The organism is Pseudomonas sp. B21-010 (assembly GCF_024749325.1).
Classification (GTDB): domain Bacteria; phylum Pseudomonadota; class Gammaproteobacteria; order Pseudomonadales; family Pseudomonadaceae; genus Aquipseudomonas; species Aquipseudomonas kilonensis.
Genome location: NZ_CP087198.1, coordinates 3712088 through 3739051 on the forward strand (window position 1 = coordinate 3712088; position 26964 = coordinate 3739051).

Annotated in this window: 26 protein-coding genes; 15 read left to right on the forward strand and 11 right to left on the reverse strand. The window is 49.4% G+C overall.

All coding sequences use genetic code 11. The features are described 5' to 3' along the window. Positions 1 to 196: 196 nt before the first annotated feature. Positions 197 to 958: a DNA polymerase III subunit epsilon gene (dnaQ, locus tag LOY50_RS16180; RefSeq protein ID WP_258688365.1), complete on the reverse strand. Its 762-nt coding sequence runs from the start codon at positions 956 to 958 to the stop codon at positions 197 to 199. A gap of 128 nt (positions 959 to 1086) precedes the next feature. Here dnaQ and LOY50_RS16185 point away from each other — a divergent pair, with 128 nt between their 5' ends. Further along, a complete protein-coding gene (locus LOY50_RS16185; RefSeq protein WP_258688368.1) occupies positions 1087 to 2295 on the forward strand; it encodes a site-specific integrase in 1209 nt (402 codons plus the stop codon). 55 nt (positions 2296 to 2350) lie between these two features. Here the strand turns inward: LOY50_RS16185 and LOY50_RS16190 are convergent, their stop codons facing one another. After that, positions 2351 to 2767, reverse strand: a complete 417-nt coding sequence (locus LOY50_RS16190; RefSeq protein WP_258688369.1) for a hypothetical protein — start codon at positions 2765 to 2767, stop codon at positions 2351 to 2353. Continuing rightward, a complete protein-coding gene (locus LOY50_RS16195; RefSeq protein ID WP_258688370.1) occupies positions 2760 to 3497 on the reverse strand; it encodes a hypothetical protein in 738 nt (245 codons plus the stop codon). The genes LOY50_RS16190 and LOY50_RS16195 overlap by 8 nt, the downstream gene beginning before the upstream one ends. 295 nt (positions 3498 to 3792) lie before the next feature. Between LOY50_RS16195 and LOY50_RS16200 the strand changes: the two genes are divergently transcribed. Beyond that, positions 3793 to 4038: a hypothetical protein gene (locus LOY50_RS16200; RefSeq protein ID WP_258688371.1), complete on the forward strand. Its 246-nt coding sequence runs from the start codon at positions 3793 to 3795 to the stop codon at positions 4036 to 4038. Positions 4039 to 4510: 472 nt separating this feature from the next. Here the strand turns inward: LOY50_RS16200 and LOY50_RS16205 are convergent, their stop codons facing one another. Beyond that, positions 4511 to 5041 carry a hypothetical protein gene (locus LOY50_RS16205; protein WP_258688372.1) on the reverse strand — a complete coding sequence of 177 codons (531 nt, stop codon included), beginning with the start codon at positions 5039 to 5041 and terminating at the stop codon, positions 4511 to 4513. A 360-nt stretch (positions 5042 to 5401) separates the two neighbouring features. Between LOY50_RS16205 and LOY50_RS16210 the strand changes: the two genes are divergently transcribed. From LOY50_RS16210 to LOY50_RS16220, 3 genes are read left to right on the forward strand one after another with little or no spacing between them, the layout of a single operon-like run. Beyond that, a complete protein-coding gene (locus tag LOY50_RS16210; protein WP_258688374.1) occupies positions 5402 to 7762 on the forward strand; it encodes a S8 family serine peptidase in 2361 nt (786 codons plus the stop codon). After that, positions 7763 to 8857, forward strand: a complete 1095-nt coding sequence (locus LOY50_RS16215; protein WP_258688375.1) for a serine protease — start codon at positions 7763 to 7765, stop codon at positions 8855 to 8857. 10 nt (positions 8858 to 8867) lie between these two features. Continuing rightward, positions 8868 to 10034 carry a hypothetical protein gene (locus tag LOY50_RS16220; protein WP_258688377.1) on the forward strand — a complete coding sequence of 389 codons (1167 nt, stop codon included), beginning with the start codon at positions 8868 to 8870 and terminating at the stop codon, positions 10032 to 10034. A 346-nt stretch (positions 10035 to 10380) separates the two neighbouring features. On the opposite strand, the gene umuC is transcribed toward LOY50_RS16220, so the two are convergent. Beyond that, positions 10381 to 11661 carry a translesion error-prone DNA polymerase V subunit UmuC gene (umuC, locus tag LOY50_RS16225; protein WP_258688381.1) on the reverse strand — a complete coding sequence of 427 codons (1281 nt, stop codon included), beginning with the start codon at positions 11659 to 11661 and terminating at the stop codon, positions 10381 to 10383. Continuing rightward, positions 11654 to 12079, reverse strand: a complete 426-nt coding sequence (locus LOY50_RS16230; RefSeq protein ID WP_258688383.1) for a LexA family transcriptional regulator — start codon at positions 12077 to 12079, stop codon at positions 11654 to 11656. The genes umuC and LOY50_RS16230 overlap by 8 nt, the downstream gene beginning before the upstream one ends. Before the next feature lie 143 nt (positions 12080 to 12222). On the opposite strand from LOY50_RS16230, the gene LOY50_RS16235 reads away from it, so the two are divergent. Continuing rightward, positions 12223 to 12429: a hypothetical protein gene (locus LOY50_RS16235; protein ID WP_258688385.1), complete on the forward strand. Its 207-nt coding sequence runs from the start codon at positions 12223 to 12225 to the stop codon at positions 12427 to 12429. A 192-nt stretch (positions 12430 to 12621) separates the two neighbouring features. Next, positions 12622 to 13461 carry a glutathione-dependent disulfide-bond oxidoreductase gene (gene yghU / locus LOY50_RS16240; protein WP_258688386.1) on the forward strand — a complete coding sequence of 280 codons (840 nt, stop codon included), beginning with the start codon at positions 12622 to 12624 and terminating at the stop codon, positions 13459 to 13461. A gap of 87 nt (positions 13462 to 13548) precedes the next feature. Here yghU and LOY50_RS16245 read toward each other — a convergent pair whose 3' ends face one another. Both LOY50_RS16245 and LOY50_RS16250 read right to left on the reverse strand, forming a co-directional pair. Continuing rightward, on the reverse strand, positions 13549 to 13914 hold the full coding sequence (locus LOY50_RS16245) for a histone-like nucleoid-structuring protein, MvaT/MvaU family (RefSeq protein ID WP_258688387.1): 366 nt from the start codon (positions 13912 to 13914) through the stop codon (positions 13549 to 13551). A gap of 206 nt (positions 13915 to 14120) precedes the next feature. Then, on the reverse strand, positions 14121 to 14825 hold the full coding sequence (locus tag LOY50_RS16250) for a hypothetical protein (RefSeq protein WP_258688389.1): 705 nt from the start codon (positions 14823 to 14825) through the stop codon (positions 14121 to 14123). Positions 14826 to 15487: 662 nt separating this feature from the next. Between LOY50_RS16250 and LOY50_RS29150 the strand changes: the two genes are divergently transcribed. From LOY50_RS29150 to LOY50_RS16275, 6 genes are all read left to right on the forward strand, one after another. Further along, positions 15488 to 16279 carry a competence protein CoiA gene (locus LOY50_RS29150; protein ID WP_406590864.1) on the forward strand — a complete coding sequence of 264 codons (792 nt, stop codon included), beginning with the start codon at positions 15488 to 15490 and terminating at the stop codon, positions 16277 to 16279. A gap of 174 nt (positions 16280 to 16453) precedes the next feature. Beyond that, positions 16454 to 16774, forward strand: a complete 321-nt coding sequence (gene hxsD / locus LOY50_RS16255) for a His-Xaa-Ser system protein HxsD (protein ID WP_258688391.1) — start codon at positions 16454 to 16456, stop codon at positions 16772 to 16774. 5 nt (positions 16775 to 16779) lie between these two features. Beyond that, positions 16780 to 18261, forward strand: a complete 1482-nt coding sequence (gene hxsB / locus LOY50_RS16260) for a His-Xaa-Ser system radical SAM maturase HxsB (protein WP_258688394.1) — start codon at positions 16780 to 16782, stop codon at positions 18259 to 18261. 2 nt (positions 18262 to 18263) lie between these two features. Beyond that, on the forward strand, positions 18264 to 19502 hold the full coding sequence (hxsC, locus tag LOY50_RS16265; protein WP_258688396.1) for a His-Xaa-Ser system radical SAM maturase HxsC: 1239 nt from the start codon (positions 18264 to 18266) through the stop codon (positions 19500 to 19502). Then, the gene (gene hxsA, locus LOY50_RS16270; protein ID WP_258688398.1) at positions 19489 to 20103 is read left to right on the forward strand and encodes a His-Xaa-Ser repeat protein HxsA; all 615 of its coding nucleotides are present in this window, start codon (positions 19489 to 19491) and stop codon (positions 20101 to 20103) included. Before hxsC ends, hxsA begins: the two co-directional genes overlap by 14 nt. A 206-nt stretch (positions 20104 to 20309) precedes the next feature. Continuing rightward, positions 20310 to 20975, forward strand: a complete 666-nt coding sequence (locus tag LOY50_RS16275) for a toll/interleukin-1 receptor domain-containing protein (RefSeq protein ID WP_258688399.1) — start codon at positions 20310 to 20312, stop codon at positions 20973 to 20975. Between the two features lie 511 nt (positions 20976 to 21486). On the opposite strand, the gene LOY50_RS16280 is transcribed toward LOY50_RS16275, so the two are convergent. Further along, positions 21487 to 21756 carry a hypothetical protein gene (locus tag LOY50_RS16280; protein WP_258688401.1) on the reverse strand — a complete coding sequence of 90 codons (270 nt, stop codon included), beginning with the start codon at positions 21754 to 21756 and terminating at the stop codon, positions 21487 to 21489. Positions 21757 to 22002: 246 nt separating this feature from the next. Here LOY50_RS16280 and LOY50_RS16285 point away from each other — a divergent pair, with 246 nt between their 5' ends. After that, complete coding sequence (locus LOY50_RS16285) at positions 22003 to 22281, forward strand: hypothetical protein (RefSeq protein WP_258688402.1); 279 nt, start codon at positions 22003 to 22005, stop codon at positions 22279 to 22281. Beyond that, on the forward strand, positions 22278 to 23177 hold the full coding sequence (locus LOY50_RS16290) for a nucleotide-binding protein (RefSeq protein WP_258688404.1): 900 nt from the start codon (positions 22278 to 22280) through the stop codon (positions 23175 to 23177). The genes LOY50_RS16285 and LOY50_RS16290 overlap by 4 nt, the downstream gene beginning before the upstream one ends. 84 nt (positions 23178 to 23261) lie before the next feature. On the opposite strand, the gene LOY50_RS16295 is transcribed toward LOY50_RS16290, so the two are convergent. Both LOY50_RS16295 and LOY50_RS16300 read right to left on the reverse strand, forming a co-directional pair. Further along, positions 23262 to 23918, reverse strand: a complete 657-nt coding sequence (locus tag LOY50_RS16295; protein ID WP_258688405.1) for a hypothetical protein — start codon at positions 23916 to 23918, stop codon at positions 23262 to 23264. Between the two features lie 495 nt (positions 23919 to 24413). Then, entirely contained in the window at positions 24414 to 26963 is a 2550-nt protein-coding gene (locus LOY50_RS16300; RefSeq protein ID WP_258688407.1) for an AAA family ATPase, read from the reverse strand. Position 26964 lies beyond the last annotated feature (1 nt).

Sequence of the window (26964 nt, forward strand, 5' to 3'; positions counted from 1 at the left end):
AAGCGGGATCCGTAGCCTGCCCGTTACCTCAGGGTAGAAGGTCGTGGCGATTGTGGCGAGAAATGAACGATGGATAACCTTGTGGGAGCGAGCTTGCTCGCGATGACGGCGGCACATTCAGCATTGATGCAGGCTGAACTACCCTCATCGTCGGAACGCCGCCCGGAGCAAGCTGGCTCCCACAGGAAGGGTTTCATCAGTGCGAGGCGGCCTGCGACTCGGCCAACTGCGTCCACAATGCCGGAGCGCCTGCAGACTTGGCGATGGCTTCCAGACGCGCGGCATGTTCGGCCAGGTCGTTTTCGCTGGCGCGGATAATCCGCGAGGGCTGGCGGTCAGCGGGCAAACGCCGGATTTCCGTGGCCTGGTTGCCAGAGCCTTCACCGGTACCGTTGCCGTCCGAGGCGTTACCGGCCAGGGACAGGCTGGTCTGGCCGCCGGTCATGGTCAGGTAGACGTCGGCCAGGATCTCGGAGTCGAGCAAGGCGCCGTGCAGTTCACGACCGGAGTTGTCGACGCCATAGCGCTTGCACAAGGCGTCGAGGCTGTTGCGCTGCCCAGGGTGACGTTCCCGGGCCATCATCAGGGTATCGAGGATGGTGCAATGCTGGGTAATGTCAGCCCGGTCGCGCTGGCCCATCAGGGCGAATTCGTTGTTGATGAACCCGACGTCGAACGCCGCGTTGTGGATGATCAACTGCGCGCCCTGGATGAATTCGAAGAACTCATCGGCCACTTCGGCGAAACGCGGCTTGCCCACCAGGAATTCGTTGGTGATGCCGTGCACGCCGATGGCGCCTTCGTCACTTTCGCGATCCGGTTGAAGGTAAACGTGGAAATGGCGACCGGTCAGGCGCCGGCCGATCAGCTCGACACAACCGATTTCAATAATCCGGTGACCATCGGTCACCGGCATGCCGGTGGTTTCGGTATCCAGTACTACATTCCGCTGAGCCACTATTTGTAAACCCCTTCATCACATTGCCGCGCCATCCCCAATATTACCACAGGCTTTCTGCGCAAAACCTTGCCAGCTGTGGTTTTCGGGTGTAAACCAGAAATACCGCCCACTGGAACTCCGCCAAAATGTCAACGACACTGACAGTCAGGGATTTCATCGCTAAGAACGGAGAGCATTACTCACAGCTTTACGACCTCTCTTGCTACGCATTCCCCTTATTTTATCCTACGGCTTATACGACGATTATGTTGCGGGGCATGAGCCATGCCAGCCAAAAAGAGCATCTGTACGCAATCAAGAAGCTCCACGCCTGGGCCGCATCTGTGGATATCGATATCGAGAAAAGGCTTGCCAGCAAGGATTTTTTTCGCCCTGCGGAAATATCCAATATGGTGACCTATCTCATAGTCAAGCAACGGAGCCGACTCAACGAAACGATATGTAAGTCTAAGAAAACAACCTACATTACTGTCTCAGCCAACTACCTAGGTTGGCTTGCGGAAAGGGTCTTAACCGACTGCAACGCCCCTGCGACACTGAAGAGTATAAAAAGAATGCTCGACGCCATTCTTGCCTATAAGCCCAAAAAAGGAAGTTCCTCACGCGAAGATCAAAGGATTAGGGATTCTGCATTATCAGATGCCGTTCGCTTAACATTGCAGTTCATCTTCGACAACCCGTTTAGGACTGAAGAAATTCCTACAAGGATGGGCATTGAATATCGGAATTCGGTTGCTTTAGAAACGCTATACGAAACGGGCATGCGTATTGGTGAACTGTTAGCATTAACACTGGATGACTTTCAAACCTCCAGTGGCGGATCACCGGCAACACTAAGAATAGTACGCAACCATGATGACCCTTTCGATGACAGGTTATCGCAACCTGTTGCTAAAACATTAGGACGTATAATTGGAATTTCGCCACGACTGGAAGAGCGAATTGCTACGTACCTGAAGGATTGGCGCAGCGAAGTAGGTAGAGTAGGATTTAGGGGCTCTGATTTCTTATTTGTGACACATCTCAACGGTAAACGACAAGGACGGGGGCTCACTGCCAAAGCTTTTTATTCATGCCTAGCGAACATAAAGAAAAGGCACGTAGCATTGGAGGATCTTCACCCCCATCTGTTGCGCCACGACTGGAATTACCGCTTCTCTCTAAAAGCAAAGAAAAGAAAATTAACTGAATTACAAGCACAGCGCGAACGCGAGTATTCGATGGGATGGGTTTATGGATCGTCTTCCGCAGACCTTTATAATGAACGACATATTCAAGAGGAATGTTATAAGACATCTATGATTGATTTAAATCTCACATCGAGAAGGAACTAGCGCAAGGAAGCATTTCGGCAGCCGCTAAGAACTAGCACGCATAGCAACGACTCGTTCACTCTTTCCTGTTTATGGTTGGAAGTGGCGCCATTAACTTTGAAGGACTGAGCCCGTGCATATTAATAGCGTTGTGTATTATCAGATTGGCCATTTCCGCCATCTCGCTCAACTGAGCCTCAAGAAGCTTATTTTCCTCCGTCAGTCTCAATATCTGCTCAATGGCAGCGGGTAAACTTTTCGGCACCGCTATTGTAGCCAAAGAGTTTATATGAGATTGAACTTCATCTTTTTTTGTTTTATAGGCCGAAACTATCATTGGCTTGTTAGCTAATGCTTGTCGCGTAGGTTCATACCCCAATACGAACTGCGACGCGGAACAAATACCCTTCCAGGTTAGGCTTTCTTTTTGTGGCCATTCCCTTATCATTTTTGCGATTTGCTTTTGAATTGTTAATGTAATAACGTCAGGCATCTTTTTCGTCCCGTAAAATATTCAGGCACTCAATCACTGCATCACTGTATGGGGTTATTAACTTGACATCTGAAACAAGGTGAACTTCGGGCTCCTCACGCTGGTGCGAGAGTATTCGTTGAGCATGAGTGTAGTCTTTACCCTTTATCTGTATGACGCTTCCATCCTCTATTTGCGGATCCTGCATGAGCGCTAGCATTTTGTCCAGTCGCGCGAGGGTCACCTTGTGGGCTTCGAACCAACGAGTTGCAACAGATTGACCGGATTGTATCTTCGCTTCGGCTGCATAGAAATTCTCAGCAACGAAATCGCGCTCTTTTTTAATTTCCGCAATTGAACGTTTATGGCCTTTACACATAATTAGGTCACTGCAATTCACGCAATCAGCATGTTTCTGACAAGGTGAAAGTGCCCAGACGTGGTTGCAGACTCCGAATCGCGTTGTGTGGACAGGACCTTTATCCAGAGTTAGATATTGCTCTTCATTAATAGGATTTTGTGGAGTTTCGCTAATTTCAGGAAATTGGCTCAGAGCTATCTCAGCACCTCTTTTATTTGGATCTTCATGAATATATGTGCGAGTTTGAGCGATGGTTGCCCTCGCGGACCATTCGGTAATCATTTCGATATCAACTCCAGCCTCATGAGCTAAAGTGTTCATGAAATGGCGAATTTGATGCGATTTGAGCTTGCTATCAGCTGGACACCCATGCTTGTCAAAAAAACTCATTGAAACAAACGTCCCATCATTCCTTTTCTCATTGCTTGCACAATTTATACGATGCGTATAGTGAGATGAATACGCCAACGCTTCGAAAGCCTGTGCACTCAGATAGAGGCCGGATCATTTGTGTTTCTCTGGAGTATGCAAGCAGTCTTGAAGCATACGTCGATCCTCTGCATTCCATAGCTGTAGCACCTTAGCCTTATCTATTTTTTAGAACCTAGCTTTCGATTTTAGCTTGGTTTCTCCGAACAGAAATCTATGGGAAATTCTTATTCATCGCGGCATACGGTCGCGAATGATGAACGAGTTTTTCTCATGGCTAAAGTTCTCGTTCTCTATTACTCCTCTTACCGAGTTGGCTTTTGGTCAGGTTGACCTTCTTGAAGCCGGGGAAATGGCCGATGCTCAGGCGTTCGGCGAGCAGCTCACTAACCACCAAGTCATCAACCAAGGTCGCACCGTATGGGTAAGAATTGCGCTTGGTATAGCTGCTACTCAGGTAGAGACGCCCAACCCATTGTTCTGCCGCGGGCACACGCTCTAGGTCGTAAATGTAATCAGGCTTTGGGCCATCTCGCACTGCGCAATCGATCATCCGAAATAGGCCGGCAAACAGCCAACGGGTTGTACTGCCGGCTTAGATAAGCGACACCACGAAGGGCAGTTTAAAATTGCGATTGCTTTGCCGACTCTGCCATTTATCAAAGCCCCCCTGAATGAATACGTCGAGTGGATGCTCCTCACCGTTGTGCCTAGCCAGGTGCACCTTGGCGTTTTCCGCTAAACGTCGGGTCCCAAAGCTTCAACAAATCAAACAAGTTCAATGTCGCACGCCCCAAACGAAAAGGATCGCAAGTGTATTCCTATTGGACCAGGAGTACATCGCGGGTCTCTCCGGCTGGCTGGGGAGTCCTGAAAGTGTCAGAGTGGATGATGGTGAGGCGCCAGCCCTGATCCAAGCCAAAGGAATCGTAAATAGACCTCCTCAGTTAATTGCTAGTTTGGAGCATCGCTTATTATTTGAAATCTCGATGGGATTCGTATGCAAATCCTTTTTCTATGAAGTCGAGGGTATACCACGTCGTGATCGAACCATGATTGGTCTTCAGTTCAAACGCATGAGTCAGCCGATTGATCATGCCGGGGAACCTCACCAAGATCACTCGATTTTCTTTAACCATCAGCTCCTGATACCTCTCTGCAAACAAACGAGGCGTATTCTCCTCCTCGTCTCTGGCAGGCCACCATTTTGCGTGTTCCAAACGCTTCTGCCGCAACCAATCGAGTCGACGTGGCAACCACCAGACCGGCTGGGGGATTTCATAGACTGCTAAGCTTTGTATTACTGCTGTCACCGACCCAGGGTTAAAGAAAACCAGCTTAACTAAAACTGAGTCCTCTAATTGCTCAGCGCTAATCACATGAAAATCGTTCGTGCTGCTCCGGTGTGTTGACCGGCTCAACCGATACATCGCTATCTGAGTTCCTCGATTACGTATGCTCAGGTACAACGCCACAAAAGCCATTACAGCATTCACGTAGGTCATGAATCCTACGCTACCCACCATTTCCATCGCGCTGCTCTCCCACCCTAGTTACTGAGCGGCACAGCTTACTAGAGTACGTGTCAGCCGGCTCAAGCCTGCCTCCCGATCTTTGCAAAAAATATCTAACGGTTAGAACCGGAGGGGGCGACTCAAGGGTCGACCAAAAAATCCATTTATTTTCAATCAGATACGCATTAAGTGGAGAAGACAGATGGCACAATGAGATTGTTGTGCTAGCGTTTAAAAATGTTTCCCAAAAGTCAGGTCATTTCGTATGGGCACTGCATGCACTTTATAGATGTGTAGCTGTGGTCAGCGAAATGACTGCATGCATCATGCATGTCGAGTCTGGAGTCTATGATGGATTCTTCTCGTAGGATTTTTAATTTCTTTAAAAAGAACGGCTTTCGCTTAAAGCAGCCGATAGCGTACTTTCTCGCAATTGCTTCGATACTTAATTCCATTAACTCCGTCGCGGCCGAGACACTTTCTGTAGCAGCTGTTATGCGAGGCCCACAGGCACCAGAATTGCTAGCCTCTGCGTTGGTGTCATTAGCTAAAGATCACCCAAAAATCATTTTCGAACCGATCCGAAAAACTTCGGAGATCACTTCAATTGCGAACATTTGCGGCCGCCAACAAGACAATACGGACCTCCGACTTTGTACATTCTGGGACGCCGCAATTCTCTCTAAGATTTGGCCTTCAGATGCCCCTCTCTTAGACAAAGTGATGAAAGTATCAGCGGTGAATGGCGATTATCTTTTACTAAACGTTAAGGTTACCGTCGAAACCTCAGCGATCACTTCAACGATTGCGCTCACGGGATCGGAGCTTAATGAAGACGAACAACGAACCTTGTGCCGACGACAACGTTGGTCAGACAGCGAGGATGATTTGAATTGCGTGATTGAGGTCGTTCCGGCGTTCGGTTTGAAAGCATCTCAAAGCAAAACACGAAGAGTAATCATACGGCAACGGGTCATTCGACTCGTTGTACCAAATATTCCCGATACAGATATCGAGTCCATTCGAGCTACACTTCGAAAGGCATTCGCCACATACAAAACCACTGCCGGTAGCCGTGCCGCTGTTGAAGAAGATATTGAGGCTCGTCCCTTGTCTCAATCTGTTTTGACGTCATCATGTGCCGATAGTCAGCTTCGCCAGGCAGCCATCGCTGCTCGCTCTCTTATCAATTGGCCAAGCGAGGTTTCTCCAAAAAAAGCCAAGAAAGGAACAATTGCAGTTGTCGAGTATGACAGTAAGTTGTTCCCTCCAAGCCGAACATGGATTTTTAGCGGCGACATAAGCCCTCCAAATTGGCCTGACGGTGCAGTATCCGCCGCCAATCACCCAGTATTTAAGACAACTGAGTCCCTCCCGTGGGAGCTTGATTGTGCATCAATATTACAGACCCTACCTGAAGGACAATTGGCTCATACCATGGCCGTTGCAAGCATTCTTTTAGGTAAATCAACAAGACTTAATTTATCCCCCACCAGTTCGATTGAAATATCCCCCTTTTTCGAACCGGGTTTTTTGCAAATCGACAGTCTCAACGCTATATTCCCTGCTGGTAACTTGGCTGCACGCGATGGCCAACAACAAGTTATAGTTGCCGCTCTCCAGACTACTCCTCCTTCACCATCAGAAAAACCCATAAAACCCCGGGCCTATAAGGTCAAAGACTATCAAGCCGCAACTCACTTACTAAATGCAACTGGCAGGATACTCATCGCAGCCGCTCCTATACTAGTGAATGAAGCGCCAATAGACGAAGATCCAGATCCTACAGACAATTTCCCATGTTTGAGTTGGCCCGCATGCCTTGATTCATTAGGTTTAACCTTGACTGTAGCGGCAATAGACAATCAAAACCAGTTGATGCTTAAAGAACCAGGCACTGGACATCCATATGAAATCACCCAACGTACGGTAAGTGTTGCTGCGCCTGGCGAGTTTCTCCCAGTTGCTGTAACAGAGCATACAGGCCCCACTCTTGCACTAGCTAGTGGGACTTCTGTAGCAGCCCCTGTTGTTGCCGCAATTGCACTTCAGATGCGCGACAGCTTCGATCAGCCTAGTGAATCTTACGACATTATTGCCACTATTGATGCTACTGCGGATCTCACTCGTAATTTTGATCAAAAAATACGGTTCGGCGTTGTTAATGCAGCTCGTGCATTCTCTGTTGCTTCACTACCTCCTAGGGCAGCGCTCACCTTCAATAAAACAAACGACGAGCGCGCGGACGCTACCGTAATAACAAATCAAATACAGGAAATCCGAGGAATTTCACCGCCAGCTACTTGCAGGGTTTCCGAAAGCCAAGCAAAACGAGGAGTACTCCTATTCTACAGACAGAGCGATCCACTAATTAGCGTAAGTGGCTACGCCGAACCGCCACAATGCGTTGCGGTAAGCCAGCTTTTACGTATACGCGAAACGGCAAATGATAATGGAAGAAGGCAGTACACAATCGTCTTCAATGACGTAAAAAGCTATACAGATGATCCATTCCCACAAATTGTTAGAAATGTATTTCTAGAGCCACGCTCCGCGACTGCGAGCCTTTGTATGTCAGCGCTTGGCATCCCCGGAGGAGACGGGGTGACACAACCCTGCCTCACTGGCCTTGATGGAAGTGGGCAGCGAGTATCCATCAGTCTTATTAATTCCGACATCGCATTTCAACCTTCAGGCTGGAGGGAAAATTAAATGAAACGACTCTTCGTTTCCATCTCACTCATTACGGCGTTGTCGTTAATGAATCCAGCAATTGCTCAGGTAATACCAAAATTTTTTGAATTATTGACAAGTCAGTCAAGTTCAAATGATTTCACAGTAAGTGATCGAGGCTTTGTACGACTACAACTAAAAATACCTTCTGACCCATGGTCACTTCTACTTATCGATCCAACAGGAGTGCGTACAGTAATATCTGGAAATACAGTTGAGCGCTATCAGATATATCCCAACACTATTGAGTTACCCATAGGGTCCGCTGGAACTGTACACATTGAGTCAAGTGGAGCATTGAAAGAAATAATGTGGGAGTCGTTTATTCCCGATATATCGGGAACCCCACTTTTCAGGCAGGGTGGCCCCCTAGAACGCATTGATACAAAATTTCGTGCAAACCCAGAAAACAAGAAGATAGTGGACTTATCAGCCGCAATCGTGCGCGTCCGTTGGGCTGCGCCATATCTGCCCACGAGGTGGTGTACAGGTGTTCAAATAGAACCTGGGACAATCCTGACAAACAGACATTGCCTTCCGCCGGAGTTTAACGTTGCAGCTCCCAAAGGGGAGGTAGTCGTTCAATTCGGCGAGTTCAATAATAGCCTAGATGATGTTGCCGAAACTATTCCAGCAATTGTGCTTAGCGCCATAAAAACAAACAACTCATCCAACATATATGAAATGGATATGGCTGTCTTAAAGCTAAAAAACTTGCCTAAATCCGATCACTATAGAAAGGCTATTGTTTCAATGGCTTCCACCAGCACGTCGGGTAAACCATCACTTCTTTTGTCTATTTGGTCTTACGATTCGCCGACGGGAAAAGCTGTATCACGAGGTCCACTTTGCAAAGCAGACCTTGATCAAGAAGCAGCGTGGAATTGCTCAAAACCGATTGGACTCTATCATCAATGCGAGACCGAAGAGGGTTCAAGCGGGTCACCAATCATAGATAAAATTACCGGAGAAATGATAGGACTCCACTATTTAGGAGTCGCCCCGAATGGGGGTAATTGTGCGCTCAGAATCGAGCAAATCAGGGCGGAGTTAAAATCCACACCACAACAGTAGAGACATAACAATGAAAAGCCTAACTATCATAAGCACCAGCCTTTCCTTAATTATGATTACTGCGTGCGCACCTCGAATAAGTTATGTTGAACCTGTAGGAGCTTTTTCAACGCAAGCGGAAAAGCTTGGAAAAGCTGTTACAACCGAATTAGCAAATTTCAACACTACTCGACGAATTGATTATCTTCGCCAAGACACATTCCAGAAGGTTCGAAGCCAAATATCTGGAAAACCGCAGAACGGTTCTGGCCTGCGAGAATTAGACCACTACTTGTGTCGCCCCACCGAGCTTTCGGTAGAGTATTCCAATGGATCAAATTATTTAAATTCCATTGCGGCTGGTTTGAAAGATGTATCTGGCGAGCCGGATAAGAAAACCGAAGACCTACTTAAAGCCCTGGTACATTCCTACGGAATAGAGATACCCGCAACACCCAATAGAGAAATAAACTCCCAATGCCATAACGATTTAATTGATTACTACACCACAGCATATCCTACCAGTCAACGAGAGTTCGCAGCTCCTGCGGCCATAGAAGGTGCTCAGGCACTATGGAAAATATTCGACACTTTGGCTAATGCCGTACTCCAACAAGTTGATGAGGCTCGAAGAGCAGAAGCTTTGCGCGAGTTCTTTGCAGACTCCAAAAACGTAGAATCTCTCAAAATGACAATTAATAATAATGCGAAATTTCTTTCGGAGTCGGCCAGTGCAAGACGCCATCTTGATGTACGTAACGTAAATCGTGCCTATGCAAATATTCAGGAAAAATACTCTAAACTTAACATCAAAAATATACCTGGGTGCAAACCACTTTTAATGTCGCCACCTCAAGCCGCTCTAGAGAAAGACAAAGGATTTCAAAATTGCTTCGACGACGTCTGGGACAGCAATCAGAAAGAAATTACTCAATTTCTTGAAGCTTCAGCAGCCTATGATAAAGATGCTGCAATTGCCCCAGACACTTCAGCAAATGAGCTAAACAAAGCTATTGATGCACTTGCAGACATAGCTACCAATAAAAACATTGACACTAAGAGGTTCGGCCAAATGGTAGAAGCGCTAATGAATGCCGCCTCCGCGATTTCAACTCTTAATGACAAACTTACAGAGGAAGATACTCAAAAATCGATAAAAGAAGCCCTTGCAAAATTCACCACTCCTCCTGCCAAATAACGCATCGGGGCGCTTTTTCCTCTTTGCGACGCAATCGCCCGATCTTTTCGAAAAGGTCGGGCTTTTCCAATGCCAAATAGTACGAATCTAAGATTTTAATTATTACTTTATAAATACTTTCAAATTTGAATTTAATGTAAAAATTTTCGATGGTAGCATTTTCTTCCATGAACACTTAACCAGTTTAGGAGATATGACACTTTTTTAAAGCAATCAGGGATAAGGTCAAGCGATCATAATAGGACTGACACAACCAGTTGGCCTAAAAGCAAACGCTGAAATGGTGCCAGGTACTATGAACACCGCATGCTGGCGGTGATGATATCGACCAAAATTGGCTTTCAATTCATTTACACTGCACCGTCCAAAGCTGATCAAGCCTTGTCGTAAAACTCTGACTCATCATCTCCCTACGCATTCCCCAATCCGGGTTGCTCGGCACACTGGCTGCACGCAGCGTACCCCTTCCCCACCGCCCATTAATCTTGTCCAGCACGGCCATGACCCGGGTCGCATCGGCAGGTTGGGAAACCGCGAACAGGTCATCCGTGTATTCCCCCTGCTGACAAAGACTCAACAGCAACACTTCGGCTTTGCTGTACTTGAATCCAGGACGGTACACCTGCTCAAGGGCGTCCACCGCCACCTTGGTCAACAGCCTCACGTCGTCAGTAGGATAAGGCAGGTCTACCACCACACCATTGGCGAATTTAGGCTCCTGCGGATTGAACATGCCCGTACGGATGCTCACCCGGATTTTCCTGCACAGCGATCCTTGGGCACGCAGCTTCTCCGAGGCACGCATCATGTAGGTCGCCACAGCTTCCTTGATTGGCGGCAATTCGGTGAGGCGCCTGCCGAACATGCGGCTGCAACAGATCTCTTGTTTCGGTGGATCAGGCTCATCCAGTTCAAGACAAGGAGTGCCGGACAATTCCCTGGCGGTCTTCTCGATCACCACACTGAATTTCTTGCGCAGCGTCCACGGATCAGCCTTGGCAAGGTCCATCGCCGTCTTGATGCCCAACACATCCAAATGCAGCTTCATGCGTCTACCAACACCCCATACCTCGGCCACATCGGTATTGCGCAACACCCAGTCCCGCTTGAAGGAATCGCAAATATCGACGACGCCGCCCGTTTGCGCTTGCAGGCGTTTTGCAGTGTGGTTGGCTAGTTTGGCGAGTGTCTTGGTGCGAGCGATCCCAACACCTACCGTTATACCGGTACAACGCAGCACCTCAATGCGAATCCGGCGCCCAAGGGCTTCCAGCTCCGCTATGCCCGTCAGATCGGCAAAGGCCTCGTCGATGCTATAGATCTCCACTGCCGGCATCATAGACTCGATTAGGGACATTACCCGTTCGCTCATGTCGCCATACAGCGCGTAGTTCGATGAGAACGGGACAATGCCGTGCTGCTTGAGCTTGTGTTTGATCTGGAAGTACGGCTCACCCATCTTCACGAACGGCTTGGCGTCATAGCTGCGTGCAATCACACAACCATCGTTATTGCTCAGCACAACAATGGGGACACGTGCGAGGTCTGGTCGGAACACCCGTTCGCAGCTGGCGTAAAAACTGTTGCAATCAATCAACGCAAACACCGGCGCCGGCTTTTCAGACATGACTGCGCACGGTGTTGGTGATCACACCCCAAATGGTCAACTCATCGCCCTCAAGCACATATCGCGGCGGATACTTCGGGTTCTCCGAGAGCAGGATCATCTGACTGCCGCGCTTGCTCAGGCGCTTGCAGACGGGTTCGTTATTCAGCAATGCGACCACGACATCGTTGTGATCAGCCTCCAGCGCGCGATCAACAATTGCCAGGTCTCCGTCGAAGATACCGGCGCCCTGCATGCTGTCTCCGGCTATCGACACCAGGTACACGTTTGGCGCCCGAATATTGAGGATCTCGTCCAGGGAAATGTGCTGCTCGATATGGTCTGCCGCCGGCGAAGGAAAGCCCGCTGGTACACGAAAGGAACAATGAGGGAGCTTGATGCCCCCACCTTCAAGAGGCCCTAGGATGGTAACGCTCATGGAGACGCCTTCTACAAATACTGTATTTATGTACAGTTAACGTCGAAGTCGCTTTGCGGTCAATTTTTGCTGTAGGCATTTCGACAAGCGGAGACAGCCATCACCTAGTGCTAAGCTTTCCTGCTCGAAGAAGGAGCAAGCTCATGCCAAATAATGATTTGATTTCTTCACTGCTTTTTCGGTTCAACGAGAATCAAATTGCGATTGCAGCGGCGGTCGAAGAGCTTGCCTCATGCGTAGACAAACTCGGCCATGAAGGTGTAGCCGACAACGTACGCAATACTCTGACGACCCTGGATTTAAATCTTGAGCACATCACGCGTGGAATCGCGGATTTGATGAATGACTGAGTGCTTCGGCACCAAGCTAACTTCGCATACTCCTCCGCTAGCCTCACGCAAATCCAGCCATTCAAGACTGAGTTGCGCTTGCCACTCTCGGATTGACAGATGGGGTCGGATGCTTGGCGAATTGATCATGGCATCGAATCCTGCCCATCGCGGTCTACCTGAGCACAGCATTCAAACGTTGAGGTCTGTCCCATGAGCAAAGCGTTATATGTCCCTCCAAAGGTCTGGAAAAATATCGCCCCATCTGGCGGCCAGTTCGCCAGCATCAATCGGCCAACGGCCGGATCGACCCATGAAATAACGTTGCCGGTAGGCGAGCATCCATTACAGCTTTATTCGCTGGCCACGCCCAATGGGGTGAAGGCGACGATCCTGCTGGAGGAGTTGTTGGCGCTTGGGCATACCGGGGCCGAGTACGACGCTTGGCTGATCCGTATCAACGAGGGTGATCAGTTTTCCAGCGGCTTTGTTGAGATCAACCCGAACTCGAAGATCCCGGCACTGCTGGATCGCAGTGCAGAGCCAGCCATCCGCGTGTTTGAGTCCGGTTCGATCCTGCTTTATCTAGCAGAAAAGTTCGGCGCCTTCCTGCCCACGGATCTCGCGGGACGTACTGAAACCCTGAACTGGTTGTTTTGGCAAATGGGAGCGGCGCCCTATTTAGGTGGCGGCTTCGGGCACTTCTACGCCTATGCACCAGAGAAGCTCGAATACCCGATCAACCGCTTTACGATGGAGGCCAAGCGGCAGCTTGATGTCCTCGACCGCCGCCTTGCTGAAACGCCCTACCTCGCCGGGAATCGCTACACCGTCGCCGATATCGCGGTCTGGCCCTGGTATGGCCAACTGGTGCGGGACAACGTGTACTCAGCCGCCGAATTTCTTTCTGCGCACGAATACACTCATGTGCAGCGCTGGGCGGAGGAAATCGCTAAGCGCCCCGCGGTAATCCGTGGGCAGCGAGTTAACCGTACGTGGGGCGATGAAGAGACCCAGGTGCCAGAACGGCATGAGGCCAACGACTTGGGCTAGTTCCGTGGCACTCCCTGTCTCTTCAGCTGGAATACGACACCAACGCAAAGGGCCTTTAAAAGGCCCTTTGTTGTACTCAAATCAAACTCACTTGGTCAGCCAAGATTCGACCGTAGCGGAGCCATGTTGAGCTTTCCACTCCTTCAGAGTCTTGTGGTTACCGCCTTTGGTTTCGACGACTTTGCCAGTGTGAGGGTTTTTATAGACCTTTACTTGGCGAGGCTTGCGGGTAGGAGATTTAACCCCGGACGCTGGTGCACGACGGGCACTGTGCGGATCAAGCAAAGTAATGACGTTAGGCAAGCTATAACCATACTCAGCGAGCAAAGCGCGCAGCTTCGATTCGAATTCAATTTCGCGCTTTAAGCCAGCATCGCCCTTCAGCGCTTCGAGAGCCTGGAGTTGCTCTGCCAGGTGCTTTTCGAGTTGACGGAATTCAGCGAGTTTAGACATGGGGAATCTCTAAGTGATTAGACCTTTTACGCTACACCAAAAACAACGATTTACATAAAGTAAAATTTCCATCCATGCACAAAAGGTCCCCCTCCGAGTACCGCGCTTTTATTTCAATCCCACTTGTTTATGTGCCAAAGGGACAAACGCCCTTTGGCTGGGCCTTAGTGGTCGACGCTAATCCCACGTGCCTCCATGCGAATGGCTCACTTCCAGGTGAGCATGGATATACCAACTCCTACTGACGCAGCTCCCCAAGCTCCACCCATTGCAGCGGCGGCTCCAGCGGGACCTGCAACTCCAATCATGATCACAGTCAAACCAGCATCGCCGACAATAATTGACATCCCCCTGAAATTTTTAGCCCTAATGGCGGCCTGCTCATTCGCGATCCGGGCTTCCGACGCCGCCGTTTCAGTAACCTTTAGCTCCGCTGCGCTATCACAGAGCTGCTTCTTAAATTTTTCAGTGAGTTCGAGTATTTCCGTGGCTTTAATTCCCCTTGTGACGGAGCCCCGATGATCTCTCATTGCCGATAACAGAGACTCCACTGCTTTATTGTCCAAACCGGCATCCAAAAGGGCCTGTTTCTCCACAGGAACAAATGATAGGTCAAAGAGGTTTTCCTGTTCCGCCCATGCTTTTCGTAAAGCCAAGGATTCGTCACTGTGCTTTTCGAGATGATCAATGGCGAGAGTGAAATTGGGATCCTTGACGAGGCGCGTTAGCGCGGCACACCCTTCACTATTGATTTCAATCAAAGTACCTCTATCGAGAACAGGTGATTTTGATGTAAGTATCTCGATTCGATTAGTTGCGTTTGTCATATAAGGGAATGGGTATGATACACCTTCCGCTGCGGCGTTCGTAGCGAAGAGAAAGAGGAGGGAATAGATGATTTTCGATTTCATTTTGATATCCAAGAGCGCTATGGCTCAATTGTCGTTTTGGGTACGCGCACCATGGTGTTTTTGACTCAATCGGCAGTCTCACTAACGCCACTTACTGGAAGTAATCGAGCAACTATGGATATTCAAAAAACAAAGATAAAATCAGCCAATAGCTTAAGAACCCACTTGAACGGTCCGATGGCCCTACGCATTTTTTGTAAAAAATCCATATAAAGGTGCACTATAGCTACCACCTAAATTTCTCATCAAGTTGACATGAAGCGTAGCAGCTAAAATCATCCTGTTAGACCAAACTAAAAATTCAATAATAATTATTCTTAATAAGCCTCAAATTCCATATCACCACTTCACCAACTTGTTACAGCTGCTTAACACTTGCATTGACATTCAGACTCCAAGATTGGTCCTACTTAAGCATCCCGATTCTCTAGCACTTTTCGTTGCAACCTCTGAGCCGTGCCGGCTTCGCAGGGTAAGCTCATTGATATCCCTAGAAAGCGCCCTGTAGATCCGGTAGGCGTTTGGCAACGCTTCCAATTTCTCTCGCATGCACGCTGCTAAGCCCCTTAAAGAAAAATTAGCAACCTAGCCGTTGGTCGAAACGTGCTTCCTGTACAACACTAGGCCTAACCACCTTTGGGCAATTCGGGAGATTTACTGATATGGAAATCGCTCTGGCGGATGGCGTCCGAGTGCTCCCCTCGCCCGGTTTGCAAGGGAGGTGCCAAGCTTGTGGTGCGCCTATGACCGCAAAATGCGGCGAGCAGAACGTCTGGCACTGGGCTCACAAAGGACGGCGTGTATGTGATCCGTGGTGGGAAAATGAAGGTGAGTGGCACCGTGCCTGGAAGCGATACTTCCCTGAGGATTACCATGAAGTCGTGCAACACGACCTCACAGGTGAGAAACACATCGCCGACGTCAAATTGCCTAGCGGCCTCGTGATCGAGCTACAACATTCAGCCATGTCACCCGAAGAAATGCGTAGTCGGGAGGATTTCTACGGCAACATGGTCTGGATCGTAGATGCAGAACCTTTTAGAAAAAACCTACACATCTTTTACCCCCTCCCTGACCCCGCCGAGCCTTTTGCCGCGGACCTTTCATTCGTATCCCCTCTCCCGGAGTGGCGCGACCACCAACGTCGAAGTGACACAGGCTTTGGCCCACTTATGTTCTTCCGGCGCTCGGAACGAGTGGAAGGCACAAACATGCAACTTCTCCATTTCGGACCTGAAATCGCCGAGCACTTTCCTGCGACATATAGAGGGCATCATATGTACCTCTGGATGAGACCCCGGGATGTTTGGTATCAAACCTCTAAGCCTACATACCTAGACTTAGGGAATGACCTCCTCGCCTTGCTTGGTCCTTACGGGCCTTGGGAAGACACCATCATGTGTTTGCAGCTCATTGCTAAGCAGGACCTGATCACGGATTTATCAAGCCGATAGTCGAGTTACGAATGGCGTTTAACGAGGACCAGCAAGCAATAACACAGCACGCTCAGTATCATTTCCCGCGCTGACAAAGGGGAAACCGCCAATCTTAAGCCCTCGGCTAATATTTGGTTACAAATAGTGGCATTAAGCCGCTCAGGCGGTCATCATCCTCCCACCGAAATGTGAATGGATTCGAAAAAAATGGGCTGGGAAGTCACGGTTTCCGTCGACAGCGAGATCTATCCGCTTAGCGTTGTGCAAAGATCCGCTTACGCACTTGCTCAGAATCTGATGATACAAATCAGGCAAGCAGAAAATCTGATTCATCTCGACGCTGCCCCGACCTTGTTGGCAGGTGGAACGGGATCTGTCACATCGGCGCAGCACGCTCGGGAATTAATTCTCCGCAGCCTTAACGACTTTTCATTGCGTGCACAAATTCAACACGAGACCTCAGGTTTGCGGGAGCTACTCGCGGCAGCGGCGCTTCGCGGTGCTGGGGTGTGAGCGCAATGTTGATCGCCAAAGATTCAAGCTATCGATTGCTGCCGTTTCGATTTGCTCGCCTTGACGACAATGACACCGAAAGTATTCTGCTGACCGCCGAAACAGGCGAATACCTTTTCGTCTCTGAAAAGCAGCTAAAGGACCTTGTTCACAAGACCGTGAAATCAGGCTCCGCTCACTACAAAGACCTCCTTGCCCGACACTTTATCTTCGAACCGGACGGACACAACCCTATTCCTGAGATAGCGGCTCAATACCGCAGTCGTAAAAGCTTCGTGCTTGATGGGCCGGCGCTACACATATTTGTTGTCACGCTGCGCTGTAACCACACGTGCCAGTACTGCCAAGTTTCACGAGCCCCACTGGGAGGCGCCGGACATGACATGTCAGCAGAGCATGCAGAGCTGGCGGTCGAGCGATTGTTCGAATCACCCTCCCCCGTAATCACAGTTGAATTTCAAGGTGGTGAGCCCCTATTGGCGTTTGATCGCGTCCGTCAAATTGTCGATCTGGTGGAAGCCCGGAATGTCGCTGAACAGCGAAGCATTCAGTACGTGATCACAACGACGCTTCACCACCTGAATGAGGACGTCCTGGATTTCGCGGAACTACACAACATCCAGTTTTCGACATCCCTCGACGGCCCCGCATTTCTACACAACGCCAATCGACCAACTTCTACGAAAGACTCATATGAACGAACGGTCGAAGGAATAGAGCGTGTGCGAACAAGGCTCGGTCACGATGCAGTATCGGCGTTAACGACAATCACCTCGAAAAGCTTGGATCACGCGAAGGCAATCATCGATGAATACGTTGCTCTTGGGTTCAGTAGCATCTCTTTGCGCCCCCTAAGCCCGTACGGATTCGCCAAGACATCCGCGAAACGTCTGGACTATTCGATGTCCAAGTTCATCGATTTCTACATGGAAGCTTTGTCTTATCTGGTGAAGCTAAATGGTCAAGGGACGTTCATTTCAGAGGGCTACTCATCGCTCCTCCTGAACAACATTCTTACCCCGTTTGCATCTGGCTATGTTGACCTGCGTTCGCCCCTCGGCGCTGGGCTAGGAACTCTCGTCTACAACTACGACGGTGATGTTTACCCTTCGGACGAATCCCGCATGTTTCTCGAAATGGGGGAAGACGGATTCAAGCTCGGCAGCGTAACGCAGCCTTTGAAGAAGCTGCTTCAATCTCCAGTGATCGAGATGTTGCTATCCGCGGGGGTAGCTGAAGCATTACCTGGATGCTCGGATTGCGCACTGGTTCCCTACTGCGGTGCTGATCCGATCGAGCATTTCGCTCGCCATGGCGATCCAATCAGTCACCGCTCTTTCAGCAGTTTCTGTGAGAAAAATACCGCACTGCTCACTCATCTATTCCGCTTGCTGCGTGATGGTGACAACGAGACGCAAAAGATTTTGATGTCATGGCTAGCACGCCGCTCACTCAGCGACCTCCCCTCTGCCGGCTACAGGGGCTGACCATGCTACGTCTAGACACTCAGTTTGAAATCCAAAACGTCGCTACCCCCAAACTGTTTAAAGTCATCACACCTGAAGAGTTTGTCTCCAAAGGTACCGCCAGTTGCGCTGGAGAAGCATCTTTTGATGACCTGATGTTGTGGTTGGACGAATCGTCCACCGGCAACCTCGATCAGTGGCTATCAGTGCCAGTCGGAGGTTTTTTACTACCGCGTAACTCGCGCGAATTTGATCATGTCAGCGCAGCCCTGCTGACGAATCCAAAAGATCTGCTAGTGGTGCAACCGGGCGACGTCATTGTCGTGAGTCCTGGTTCGAATGTCGTGCGCGTCCTTTTCCGCCGTGGTGCAAATAGCAACCTTCTGTTCATGACGGATCGTTGCAATAGCTTGTGTTTGATGTGCTCTCAGCCTCCCAAGGATGTCGACGACCGTTGGCACATCGACGAAAATCTGAAGCTGATCGACCTGATTGACCAAGGCACTGAACAACTGGGAGTTAGCGGTGGAGAGCCCACGCTTTACAGAGACGGCCTGCTTGCAATCATCGAGCACGCAAAAAGAGTCCTACCAGAAAAATCCATACACATACTCAGCAACGGCCGGCTACTGAGTGATCCCACCTGGATCGGCGACCTCCAACGAGTGAATCATCCTAATCTCACGTGGGGCATTCCTCTGTACGCGGATAACGCTGCGGACCATGACAATGTTGTCCAAGCCGCAGGAGCATTCAGCGAAACAATAGCGGGCATCTACAACCTTCAGCGAGCCGGACAGAAAATAGAAATTCGCATGGTGTTCAGCAAATTAACCACTGGCCGACTTCCAGAATGGGCGCATTTTGTTTTTCGAAACCTGCCATTCGTGCACCACGTTGCGCTGATGGGAATCGAAAATACGGGGCTCGCTAAGAAGAATTACGACCAGCTATGGATCGACCCAGCTGACTACCAGATAGAGCTTAATAAAGCCGCATTTTTCCTCGATATCCGCGGTATCGCAGTTTCGATTTATAACCTACCGCTTTGCGTGCTGGATCCGGTGTTGGGACGCTTCTATCGGCAGAGCATTTCGGACTGGAAGAATCTATTCATCGATGCCTGCCAGACCTGCGTGGCTGCGCACGCTTGTGCAGGTTTTTTCAAATCTCATTCAACGAAATGGCAGAGCCGTACTATCCACCCGCTCTCCCTAGACGACCTGAAAGAAATGCAAGGAGCACCTCATGAAACTGTCTGATCGCTGGAAGCTTTTCATCGGCCAATCCATCGCCATAATGCCCATGATCGGCAGTCCAATGGCTGACGCCAATCAGGCGCAGCTGGCCTCAGCTGATTGGCTGCCGAATCCGAACAGTGCTCCGCCTGCATTCAAGAACACGCTAAACGCGAAAGACGCGATTAACGTCTACGCAGCCCATCGTTCTCACAGCTCGCATAGCTCGCACAGCTCCCACTACAGCGGCTCCAGTGGCTACAGCGCGCCGCGGGCCTATAGCGCTCCAAGTACGAACTACTACACACCACCAGCAAGCACGGGGAGCAGTTATCGTTCAGCATCTCCAAGCACCGCGACAGTTCCCTCTGGGTCTGGGTCGACTACAAGATCCAGCGCCTACAGCGCTACACCTACAAAGCCAGCGGCCAATGATCTATCGATGCTTGTCCGCCGCGTTCAATTGGCTTTGATGGTCAAACAGTATTATTCAGGGCCAATTGACGGAGTTCTGGGCAATAGCACCAGAGGTTCATTGATGGCTTTCCAGGTGGACTCTGGAATCATCAGCAGCGGCAAGATGGATACACCAACACTGAACGCCTTGGGAATTGCGATCCCATGACGGTATTCGGCTAAGGATCGAAATTTCAACGTTTATTTCGCGGCTTCCTCAGAGCAGGAAAACGTCAATCGCTGAAATCCCCGAAGCTGAGTCCGCATCCATTACCCAGCGGTCAATAGACACCCGCATTCCCGCGGGAAAGCCAAAATTTAAAGCTCTCCGCTCTCACCTGCTTTCATTCACCATCACAGGATTGAACACACGATATGACGAAGGTCGGAAAGGTATTTTTGTCTCATGCCAGTAAAGACAAACCGTTTGTTGATCGCTTAGCTAGTGACCTTGAAAAGCACTCAATTCCTGTGTGGTATGACAAATTCGACCTGAAAATAGGTGAAAGCGTCCCTGGAAAAATTAATAAAGGGATCGCTGACGCTCAGTACTTCGCCATCGTTCTGTCCCCGGCCGCTATCAATTCAAAGTGGGTAATCGAAGAATTGAACGCTGGGCTTATGAAACAGGTCGCGAACGACGGAATCTTCCTACTTCCAATCCTGCTGGAAGACTGCTCAATCCCTCCCCTTTTGGCTCATAGAAAATACGCTGACTTCCGAAACGGGTATGACGAAGCTTTAAATGAGCTGCTGTCTCTTTGGGAGAAAGACAAAGCAGCGTGCGTAATAGCTGGCAAAGATACTGTCTTAGCTTGGCCAGACATCGAAATGTCGGATGCTGAATTTGTTTATGTGCATTCAACTCGGTTCGATAAGTTTCTTCGGATGAGCTGCTCTCTGACATGGACAGTAGATCAGACCATTGACTACCTCACTGAGACGCTTTCACTGCCTTGGAATCAAGAAAATCCTACACTCGGAATGAAATGGAGCTTTTCCTATGGCCTTCGCTTGAACGGCAAGGGACTTTCCCTATGAGATACGTTGGCTGGTGCTGGCATCAATTTGGGAGATGTGCTTCAAATTAGCATAAGCGGGACTTATGAAGACTTGTATGAAAAAGAACTCAAGGAAATGTGGGCCGGCGATAAGATATACATGATGACCACGCAAATGCTGCAAAGGAGAGAATGGCTCCAAGCAGAGGTCGCGGCTAGGAAAAGAATGACACGCGATGATTTAAAGAAAATCGCTGATTCGTGCTTTGCTCACGTCGACACTTAAACTGCGGAGCTTCGCCGTCCTTGACACTTTAAGATCAGACGTTTCCCCACTTGCTGGATCGTAAGTGACCGCTCATCTTCGATCCGGCACCCTGCTCAGGGGTATTCGATAATCGGGCTCGCATGTTCGAAAAGCCAGAAAGAACCTCATCCTACCCGCCCCTCCCCTTGGCTGAATTCCGGCAAGGCCGGCTATGGTAATTGAGGGTTGAGGACCAGTTATTGAAAAAGCCCGCATGTGCGGGCTCTCTGAGGATCAACATAGCTCAAGCCCTGTTCCGATCCTGCGCCTTCTTAAGCTCTCTCATCATCTGCACGTTGAGTTGCTGAGCAATATCCAACTGAGCCTGCATCCGCTCAAGCACAGGAGTTACCTGATTCAAAACCGCAATGCCACCAGCATTGAAGACTGCTTCGGCGCCGCCCTTCTCGGCTAGATGCAGATTCCGTGCTGCACCACCGGAGCACGGCTTTCCCGTTTTCGGATTGATTATTCGTGTAGTCCAGCCGGCTTCATAATCGCTAGGGTTCTTCATACCAACCTCCCTTCACGTGGATTACCAACGGCTCACAAAGGTTGCGTCACGCTGGGTCATTTTCAGCATAGTCCAGGTGCGATCAGCGGGTGGGCAGCCTGTGACGACACAGATGGAATCTTGCCACCGAGCACTCGCCTGGATCGACCATCAGCCAAATCTGCGGGCGGCGTGTTCCGCGGACGCTTACGATGTGGGACGATCAACCTTTGCCAAAATGCCATCATTACGGATATGGAGAGCGTCATGATCAAAGGGCTAGATAAACTACAACGCGACTTGAAGCAGGTGGAGGCAGCGTTTCGGGAGTTAGACGGCAATCTCTGTACGGTAAATTATGACCCCTTCGATCCAGCAAGCATCGAACAGGCGATACAAAAAGTCAGAGACACCATTGACCAGCGCGTCGGCCAGTACGCCTCCAACCCCTTCGTTGGTCCTCTGATCGAAGAAATGAAAGAAAGTTATCGCACACAGATAATCGAGAAGGCGGCAGAGAAACGTCTGGCAGGAGATGAAGAATGAGTTCCTCTGATATTTTCACGCAGATCAACAACTGCGTATTGGACCTACAGTTATCCCAGCTCCAAACATATGAAGCACCACTGAAAAAACTCGTACGGCTGCTGTCCAGTGAGGACCTTGAACCAATCAACACCGCTCTCAAAAAAGATGCCGACCTTGAGGCCTTCTTGGAGGAAAGCGAAGGCACTGGCGGAAGCTTCGCGGGGAGTTACCGGCTCGCCTGGCCCGATGATGACAAACTCAAGCTAGGATTGACGATACTGTTATTTGAGAAGCTCGCTGAAGATCCAGATTACACGTTGAATTTTGCTCATCATTACTTTAGTAACGGCAGCAAGAAATTAATCTCCGGCCTCCATGCTTTCGTGACACAAGTGGTTGTTCCGTTTGCAAGAGATTACAAGGCTCACGTCAAACTCAGCAAAGCTTCACTGACCAAATCACCTATTTCGTCCAATAAAGTTTTCATCGTCCATGGTCACGACGATGGCGCTAAGCACATGCTTGCGCGGTTTCTCGACCGATTAGGGCTAGAGTCAATCGTACTTCAAGAGCAGCCTGATCGCGGTCAGACGATCATCGAGAAATTTGAACGATCGTCGGACGTGGGTTATGCGGTTGTTTTGCTGACGCCAGACGACATGGGCAGCGCAGTAAAAGAAGATGCGCCATCGGCCCGTGCACGGCAAAACGTTATCTTCGAGCTTGGATATTTTGCCGGCAAACTGGGGCGTGGCCGGGTGTGCCTACTTCGAAAGGGAGAGGTCGAGATACCGTCCGATCTATTCGGTGTCGTGTACACAGAGCTAGACCCGCACGAGGGATGGCAAAAAAGGCTAGTAATTGAGATGAAAGAGGCAGGATTAGAGTTCGATGCCTCCAAACTCTTCTCCTAACCTTTCGACTTGATTCAATCGTAATCCTTGCCTAGGTTACATTTCGACTTGCAGTGCGCTCACAGCAAGTCGATTGAAACTTCGTCAGGGGATCAATATTGGACTGTTGGTTGGTTCAAGGGATCCGTCAATTAGCTTTCTAAGAATAAGAGTCCAATGGTCAGAATCTTTTTCCTTCATGCTCATGACAATTTGGGGATTCTGAAGATCGTTGATTTTCATGTGCAACCCCCTTTCTTCAACTCTCTCGGCGATCGCTTTAAGGTTATCCGTGAGTGTCTCTTGGGCGATAGCCAGATCTCTCCCATAATACTTAGTCGTGGTCATTCCAGGATCGTAGAAATAATATTCGATAATATCCGACGTTTTGAATATTACCGGAGACACGATCTCCATTGTCGGGAGTACTTTTAGATACGAAATCATTCTTTTTCGAGCGTCTACAGCAATTGAGCCATTCGCATGGTAGTAATAGTAGTCAACATTATTCAGGGATGACATCGTTTTCGCATAGACGTTATTAAGCACTCCATTTATCATTGCTATCCTTTTGTCTACTGTTTTTTTAATTAAAAAAGCTGGAATTGCGAATCCTAAACCAATACCTATCAGAGCGCTTCCTGAAAAGTACCAAGCTACAGACATAATGATGCAGAACACAACGAACCAGAATGTGATATTTGGAGCTAATATCATCGTGTAGATTTGTTTTTTTGAAATTTCGTCGGTGATTGTTTTCACAATAGCGCCTTACTTTCGAGGTCTTAATGGCAGTGCTTTGGTCAAATATTGAACTAGTCCATACATACATCGCGGCATCTCAAGGGAGATCATAGTGTCGTCGATCTACGTTTTACTGACCTGCCGTGCCGATGGACTTCGCACCATGCATGGCAGATTGCCACTAAAATCAATTTAGCGAAAGAGAGCGCTTCGTGATTTGAGCGATCCAAAACATAAGTTTTGCAATGCGACAGGTTCGAACACCTATCTGGCTTGCGGCTGCGGGCCGATTTCTGCTTCTCGTGACAGGCACAAAACGGCCATTAGCGGACATCCGCCAATGACCTGATCACTTCTATGCCCAGGCGCCCAGCACGCTAAGTTCAGGTCAGGTCGCCCGCACAGCCGTGCAAGCTAGCTCTGGGTACTAATTCCTCTTGGCCGCGACCTTTCTGATGCGGTTGACTGCCCAATAGACAAGGCCGCACTGCCCTCTGCTAAAAGCGTAGCGCGTTAGGTGCGCCGTCCCTCAACTGCATTCTTTATCGATTTAATCTCATCGTACCAAGTGCCAAATTGGTAGATGGATTTGGTGGAGTAATAGTTGCGCACATCATCATGCTCAAGCGGGCTCAGATTAGCGTATAAATCCTTAAGCCTGTCCGCCTCTGCCGGAAGCAATGGCACCAACTTCACGAAGTCCTTAAAGTTGGAAACCTGCAACGTTCTGATTTTGTACTGATGACGTTGCTCATTGAATACATAGGAGTTCGTTAACCTCTCCACCAAGCGTCTTAGCAGAGCAGAAAGCTTGGATTTTTCATCAGGACTGATCTCGACTTGTGGGCCAATGTAGGTATCAATTTGCCCACATAACTCCTCCCATTTCTCTACGTACTCAGATACCGTCGCACAGTCTTCCAGCACCTGCACGGAGAAGGCGCCACTCAGGCCTGAACCATTTAACGTATTCTGGAGGTTCGCAAAGAAGTCCCAATTGTGTGTCAATACGATCAGTTGCGACTGTGCATTATCCTTCGCGTAGTCACGCAGGCGCTCACAAAAATTAGAGATATAGTTGTAGTCAAAGCTCGTGACTGGATCATCCAGAATCAGGACTTGGTGCGGTGCGACGCTCGCCTCACACATGAACAAGGCAAGTGCGTGAACCTTAAGCTCCCCTTCACTCAGCACGCGATGCACCAGCTCATCTCCGATTTTCGGAAGAACTATCGCATCAGCTCCTTGGTTGGCCAAGCGGACACCAATTTGCTCCAGCGAGGCACCACATAGACGGCGATACTCTCCATCCAAATACGGTACAAACGAACCTAGAACGAGCGCTGTGTGCGCATCCTTCTTTCGCGCGGTCAGCGCGGACAGGCGTGATGTGAAGTTATAGGACTCCACCACATTGGCGACGCCAGCAAAAGAAATCGCGTTTTGGCAAATCGGCTCGATTTGAGGGCGCACGGAAGATGCGGTTTCATCGATGCTCAGCACACCAATTTCTGTTGTGAGCTTTGAAATCTCCTCGTTCAGCGCTTGCAACCCATTCGACGCTAACGTCAAAGCTGAGTCAGCCTTGTTGTACTCTGTATTAACCGCTTCGATATAAGCATTCAGCTCGGCGTAACGAGAGTAAGCATCAAGCGCAGCCTGATCAATTAGAGGTGCCTGCAATGAGGCTTTGACTGAGGTGATCAGATCCGAGGCTGCATGCAAGAAATCGGCATTCAACACATTCGAATATTGTGAGTAATTTATCTCTGCGAAGCCCTCGATCATTCTTTTCTTGGAGTGCTCAGCCTGCTGTTTAGTATTTAGAGCGTTTAGCTCCGTTTGAACCGTTGAAATCAAGTGATTATGGAAGGCTAGGAAGAGTGCCTTAGCATCATTCTCTAATGTCTGACGGCACAGCGGGCAGTTTTCGGCAGGAACAAATGGCCGCAACGCAGCAGCTGCGGAGAGAAGCTTCTGCTGGCCTGCCACATCCAGGTCTTTGGAAAATACAGCACCTGCAAGCTCAATGCTTGCAGCCTGCTTTTGCTGGATTGAAAGCAGAATCTGAGTGTAGGCAGAGTATGAAAAACCTCCGCACTGCTGAACGAAGTTTGCCAATGATTGTTTTACTTGGCCTAGCAGGCTTTTCCTCAGAGTGAGGGCTTGTTGCCCCTCCGCGCTCGTCGCACCCTTAAGCTGCTCTATCCGTGCCTGCTTTTCTGCCTTTTGCAAGCGCTTTTCTTCACCAAAGTTCACCGTCCCTATCCAAGAAAGCATTGGCTCGCAATTGGTTGCACTCCAATCCTTAAATACCCCAGTATTTGTATCTATAACTGCATGAGCGGCCAGCTTAATTTCGGCAATCTTCCTATCGGCATCCTGCCGGTACTCCGCAATTTTAGATCCGCCGTAAGCCTGAAACTGCTTCAAATACTCACGTGCATAATCGAAGCACTCTAATCGGAACGCACTCAACTCTACGACAGCTTCTGGTGAGATAGAGCTATTGACGTGTTTGTATGCAACTGCGGAGTCAAAATATTTCAGAGCCTGAGCCTGGCCACCAAAACCGTCCAGCTCTGTCCAATTTTGTACAGAACCGCCCCGTAGCTTATAGCTAAAGGACGGAAGAACCTTGCTAGAAGAACGAACATTATTCAGGGGCTCTTTCGGCTTCTCAGGATTTGCCAGGATTTTAAATGCCTGGCATATGCTCGATTTCCCGGCGCCATTCCGACCAAACACTAGTGTTATACGCTTCGATAGATCCAACCTTAGCATGCCGCCTAATTTCTTAAATCCGGAGAAGTCCGACAGACTCTCCAGATGAAACGGTTGGATTGCGTCGCGTGCATTTGCTTTCAGCACCGGAGGAGTAGCTGCCGCAGGTGAAAAGGTTTCCAGCCCGCAAAACAGCCTCCAGAGGCGCTCAAGCTCGTCTGGAGATAGGTTGCCTCCGTCTGAGTTGATTGCGGCTTCACACACCGCGTGAAACCAAGCTTCTTTGACCGAATCTCGGTGAGCTAAAAGATAACCTGTTGCATCGCTATGCGCAGCCATT

Bases quoted from the DNA above. Each gene is read 5' to 3' on its own strand.
- LOY50_RS16185 (WP_258688368.1), top strand. From the start codon at position 1,087: ATGTCAACGACACTGACAGTCAGGGATTTCATCGCTAAGAACGGAGAG.
- LOY50_RS16190 (WP_258688369.1), bottom strand. From the start codon at position 2,767: ATGCCTGACGTTATTACATTAACAATTCAAAAGCAAATCGCAAAAATG.
- LOY50_RS16195 (WP_258688370.1), bottom strand. From the start codon at position 3,497: ATGAGTTTTTTTGACAAGCATGGGTGTCCAGCTGATAGCAAGCTCAAA.
- LOY50_RS16200 (WP_258688371.1), top strand. From the start codon at position 3,793: ATGAACGAGTTTTTCTCATGGCTAAAGTTCTCGTTCTCTATTACTCCT.
- LOY50_RS16205 (WP_258688372.1), bottom strand. From the start codon at position 5,041: ATGACCTACGTGAATGCTGTAATGGCTTTTGTGGCGTTGTACCTGAGC.
- LOY50_RS16210 (WP_258688374.1), top strand. From the start codon at position 5,402: ATGGATTCTTCTCGTAGGATTTTTAATTTCTTTAAAAAGAACGGCTTT.
- LOY50_RS16215 (WP_258688375.1), top strand. From the start codon at position 7,763: ATGAAACGACTCTTCGTTTCCATCTCACTCATTACGGCGTTGTCGTTA.
- LOY50_RS16220 (WP_258688377.1), top strand. From the start codon at position 8,868: ATGAAAAGCCTAACTATCATAAGCACCAGCCTTTCCTTAATTATGATT.
- umuC (WP_258688381.1), bottom strand. From the start codon at position 11,661: ATGTCTGAAAAGCCGGCGCCGGTGTTTGCGTTGATTGATTGCAACAGT.
- LOY50_RS16230 (WP_258688383.1), bottom strand. From the start codon at position 12,079: ATGAGCGTTACCATCCTAGGGCCTCTTGAAGGTGGGGGCATCAAGCTC.
- LOY50_RS16235 (WP_258688385.1), top strand. From the start codon at position 12,223: ATGCCAAATAATGATTTGATTTCTTCACTGCTTTTTCGGTTCAACGAG.
- yghU (WP_258688386.1), top strand. From the start codon at position 12,622: ATGAGCAAAGCGTTATATGTCCCTCCAAAGGTCTGGAAAAATATCGCC.
- LOY50_RS16245 (WP_258688387.1), bottom strand. From the start codon at position 13,914: ATGTCTAAACTCGCTGAATTCCGTCAACTCGAAAAGCACCTGGCAGAG.
- LOY50_RS16250 (WP_258688389.1), bottom strand. From the start codon at position 14,825: ATGAAATCGAAAATCATCTATTCCCTCCTCTTTCTCTTCGCTACGAAC.
- LOY50_RS29150 (WP_406590864.1), top strand. From the start codon at position 15,488: ATGGAAATCGCTCTGGCGGATGGCGTCCGAGTGCTCCCCTCGCCCGGT.
- hxsD (WP_258688391.1), top strand. From the start codon at position 16,454: ATGGATTCGAAAAAAATGGGCTGGGAAGTCACGGTTTCCGTCGACAGC.
- hxsB (WP_258688394.1), top strand. From the start codon at position 16,780: ATGTTGATCGCCAAAGATTCAAGCTATCGATTGCTGCCGTTTCGATTT.
- hxsC (WP_258688396.1), top strand. From the start codon at position 18,264: ATGCTACGTCTAGACACTCAGTTTGAAATCCAAAACGTCGCTACCCCC.
- hxsA (WP_258688398.1), top strand. From the start codon at position 19,489: ATGAAACTGTCTGATCGCTGGAAGCTTTTCATCGGCCAATCCATCGCC.
- LOY50_RS16275 (WP_258688399.1), top strand. From the start codon at position 20,310: ATGACGAAGGTCGGAAAGGTATTTTTGTCTCATGCCAGTAAAGACAAA.
- LOY50_RS16280 (WP_258688401.1), bottom strand. From the start codon at position 21,756: ATGAAGAACCCTAGCGATTATGAAGCCGGCTGGACTACACGAATAATC.
- LOY50_RS16285 (WP_258688402.1), top strand. From the start codon at position 22,003: ATGATCAAAGGGCTAGATAAACTACAACGCGACTTGAAGCAGGTGGAG.
- LOY50_RS16290 (WP_258688404.1), top strand. From the start codon at position 22,278: ATGAGTTCCTCTGATATTTTCACGCAGATCAACAACTGCGTATTGGAC.
- LOY50_RS16300 (WP_258688407.1), bottom strand. From the start codon at position 26,963: ATGGCTGCGCATAGCGATGCAACAGGTTATCTTTTAGCTCACCGAGAT.